The sequence below is a fragment of the Algibacter pacificus genome (genome assembly GCF_008033385.1).
Lineage (GTDB): Bacteria > Bacteroidota > Bacteroidia > Flavobacteriales > Flavobacteriaceae > Algibacter > Algibacter pacificus.
In genome coordinates, this window is the sequence record NZ_VOGY01000028.1 from 1 (window position 1) to 3,657 (window position 3,657).

Below are 3,657 nucleotides of genomic sequence, written 5' to 3' on the forward strand. Positions count from 1 at the left end.
ATATGTCTTTTTTCCCTGCATATATAAAGATAAGAAATTTGACTTTTTTATACAATTTTATTGTAGCATTTTTCTTATCTTGTGCAACAAGCACACCGTATAAAAATAATTGCGGTTTACTGCTTAATCAAAGGTCGTTGCGTGTTTGTAACATCTGATTTTCCTTCGGAAAATCCTCGCATACAAACCCGCAACTATTCTTATACATAAACGTTGCCACCAATGCGAAAAACCAATTGCAATCTGAACTAAATGAGAAAAGAATTAGAGGATTTAATTAAAAAGTCGATTGTCTACAAATATGATTTGCCATATGTCGTAGGTTCAGTCCCTCGAACAATTTTCTCTACATCAGATGATAAATGCTATTCTGTTTCGGACAATGATTCTCTAGTAAAAATAATTTATAATTCTATAATTGATTATTCTTTCAATGAATTTGACTTTACTAAAAGAGAATTAGAAGATTTACACACTATCGCGTTTCAGGAAAGAATAAGGTATGACGAAGATGATTCAGATGCAACAAAATTAAAATATGGTTTTTTTGGAGAAGTAATTTTACATTCAATTCTAAAGGTCTTCTTTGGCACTCAAACATTTATTTCTAAAGGTTATTTTTATAATCCTTTAGAAAATTCCGAATCTAAGGGTTATGATGCTTATCATTTAATTGAGCACGATTCAAAGGTTCATTTATGGTTTGGAGAAACAAAATTTCATCAAAGCTATACGCAAGCTGTAAATGATGTGTTATCAAAAATTAAAAATTCATTATCAGATAAATATCTTAGTAAAAATCTACTAGCTTTAAGAAAAAATAAAGACAATTTAAACTTAAAAGGCTCTAAAATTGAGAAAATTCTTATTGATTGGACAGAAAATCCAAATATTAAAATAATAGAAGAAATAAAACAACATTCAATTGAATTAGTATATCCAGTAATCATTCTATTTCAACAAAATAAAAAAGGTTATGACGAAAGCATTAAAGCAATTCCAAAATACATTGAAAAAAAACATAAGTTAGAAAAATACGACTTATCAATACCATATTCTGTATTTTTTGTTTTTCTGCCAGTTGAGGATGTTAAATTGGTTAAATCAGAAGTTATAAAATGGATAGAATCGAAGAAGCCTCTAATGTCATAATAGGTATAAATAAATACCGAGAAAATCAAATTGAAGATTACGATTTGATTAAAATCGTATGCAAATATTTTGATGACATCAAAGATGAGGAGATATCCGAAGCTGATTTAAGATTTTTAAAATATATTTCAAACACAGTTGGAATACCTCATTTTTATGACCTTCTCGAAAAATTTAATAATGATACAGAAATAAACAATTTTGACCTAAACACTCTTTCATCAATCATTTATGAAAGTACTCTAAACTTAACTTCAACCAATAAGGTTCATAAGTATCAAAAAGAGATTTTAGAACTGTTTAAACCAAATGAATTAAATAGGTTTTTTTTATCGGCTAGTACATCGTTCGGTAAAACTCACATTGTTTTCGAGATAATTCAAAAAATGGATTATGATAATGTGGTTTTAATATTTCCTACAATAGCATTACTTTCTGAAAATTTACAACGCCTTACTTCCGATGATAATTACAAATATTTTTTAGATAAATATTCTATACATACTTTGAGTGATATAGAAGATTTAGATGACAAAAATTTATTTATTTATACGCCAGAACGTTATTTATCTTTTATAGAAAAAAGGGAAGAAGAAATAGATTTTGATTTTGCTTTTGTTGATGAAGTTTATAAAATTGACAATGATTATATAATAGACGAAGAAGTAAGAGAAAATGAACGAGATGTAGCTTATAGATTAGCAGTTTTTTACTCATTAAAAAAAGATGTTGACACATTACTTGCAGGACCTTATATAGATTTTTCAAGACCAAACGATAATAATTACAATCGTTCATTTGATAGATTTTTAGAGGTAAACAACATTAAATTAATTGATTACAACAATTATGAAATTGTAAATAAAACCTACAATGATATCAAATCAAAAAAGAGCTATTTTATAGATGATAATTTAGAAATTAGTTTTGAAAAAACCTCAAAAAATGATAGACTCATTGAAATAGTACAAGCTATTAGCAACATTAATGAGAATACAATTATATATTGTTATTCAAGAAATTCGGTTGAATCTTACGCAAAAACTTTGATTACGTCCAAAATTTTTGAAAATCATAATAGTAGTGATTATGAAGATTTTTTAACTCACATCTCAAATAACTTTAACAAAGAATGGACATTAATCGAAGCACTAAAAAATGGAATAGGCATTCATCACGGATTAGTGCCAAAATATATTCAAAAAGAAATTGTTTCATTATTTAACATTGGTTTAATTAAAGTGCTTATTTCAACGACAACAATTACAGAAGGTGTTAATACATCAGCAAAAAATTTAATTGTATTACACAATATGAAGGGAACTAAACCACTCAAAAAATTTGATGCAAAAAACATCGCTGGTAGAGCTGGTCGTTTTCTGTATCATTATAGTGGTAGAGTAATTGTACTAAAAAATGATTTTATGAAGGCTATCAACGCTGAAGCTGAAGGAATTAAACACAAAAACTACGATTTAAATTCCCCAAAAGATGAAGTAGATTTATATTATACAGATGATGAATATCTTACAGATGAAGATAGATTAAAAATTGAAGACATCAGTAGCAAACAAATAGAAAGGAATATTCCAGACGAAGTCTTTCAATTATACAAAGTAGTAAGTCGTTTAGACAAAATAATAATTTATGATAGGATTAGATTACTAACAGATTTAGAATTAAATGCAATTAAAAAGTTAATTAGATTCATAAATTTTAGAATGGATATTGACTATGATGGATTTCAAATAGTTTTAAATATTATAGAACCAATAGTAAAAAATCAAAAACTAAAATTTCTAATCGAATACAAAGGAGAAAGTGGACAATATTCCACTTTAACTCATTTGGTTCACTTCTACTTGACAGGAGGTTTTAGAGGTTCAATTAATTTCAAACTTGGAAAAGGCAGTACTGTTGACAAAGCTATCTCTGACACTTCTGAATTTGTTTACAACACTTTAAAATATCAAGTTGTAAAGTATTTAGGTGTATTTAATATAATGTATAAATTTTATCGTTCTCAAGTAACTCAACAGCCAATAGAAGAAATAAATGGTCTTGATAGATTATTAACCAAATTAGAATATAATGCATTTACCGAATCTGGTCGTATTGCAAGTGATTTTGGAGTGCCAACAGCAATTGTGAATTATTATGAAGATTCTGAAAATTCTGAAAAAATAAAACAATCATTTGATGATTATGAAATTGAGATATTTAAAAGAGTGGAAAAAATTATAAAAGGAGAAAACTAATCTGAAAAGCACTGGTGGCAACACCGTATATAATTTACTGCTGGCTTCTCGCCTACTTACGAAAGTCCTCGCGGACTTTCTTGGTCGGTAATTATTTACTAAATTAGTTGCTTGAATCACGCAACAAACCATATACAAACACGTTACCCAACATTTTGACCCGTCCTGAAATAAGGCTACATAATTTTAAACATTATGTATAGAAATGACAAAGTAATTAGACGGTATTCAGAACCTTTTAAACTGA

2 protein-coding genes are annotated in these 3,657 nt (G+C 27.5%); both read left to right on the plus strand.

Annotation, left to right across the window (positions count from 1 at the left end):
- Window positions 1-252: 252 nt before the first annotated feature.
- Window positions 253-1,152 (plus strand): Hachiman antiphage defense system protein HamA, encoded by a 900-nt coding sequence (locus FQU21_RS17100; RefSeq protein WP_147679223.1) that lies wholly within the window; start codon window positions 253-255, stop codon window positions 1,150-1,152.
- On the plus strand, window positions 1,119-3,410 hold the full coding sequence (locus FQU21_RS17105; RefSeq protein WP_147679224.1) for a helicase-related protein: 2,292 nt from the start codon (window positions 1,119-1,121) through the stop codon (window positions 3,408-3,410). The genes FQU21_RS17100 and FQU21_RS17105 overlap by 34 nt, the downstream gene beginning before the upstream one ends.
- The last annotated feature ends 247 nt before the right edge of the window (window positions 3,411-3,657 follow it).

What these genes read in the sequence shown, in the direction of transcription:
- FQU21_RS17100 (WP_147679223.1), top strand. Translation starts at nt 253, where the DNA reads ATGAGAAAAGAATTAGAGGATTTAATTAAAAAGTCGATTGTCTACAAA.
- FQU21_RS17105 (WP_147679224.1), top strand. Translation starts at nt 1,119, where the DNA reads ATGGATAGAATCGAAGAAGCCTCTAATGTCATAATAGGTATAAATAAA.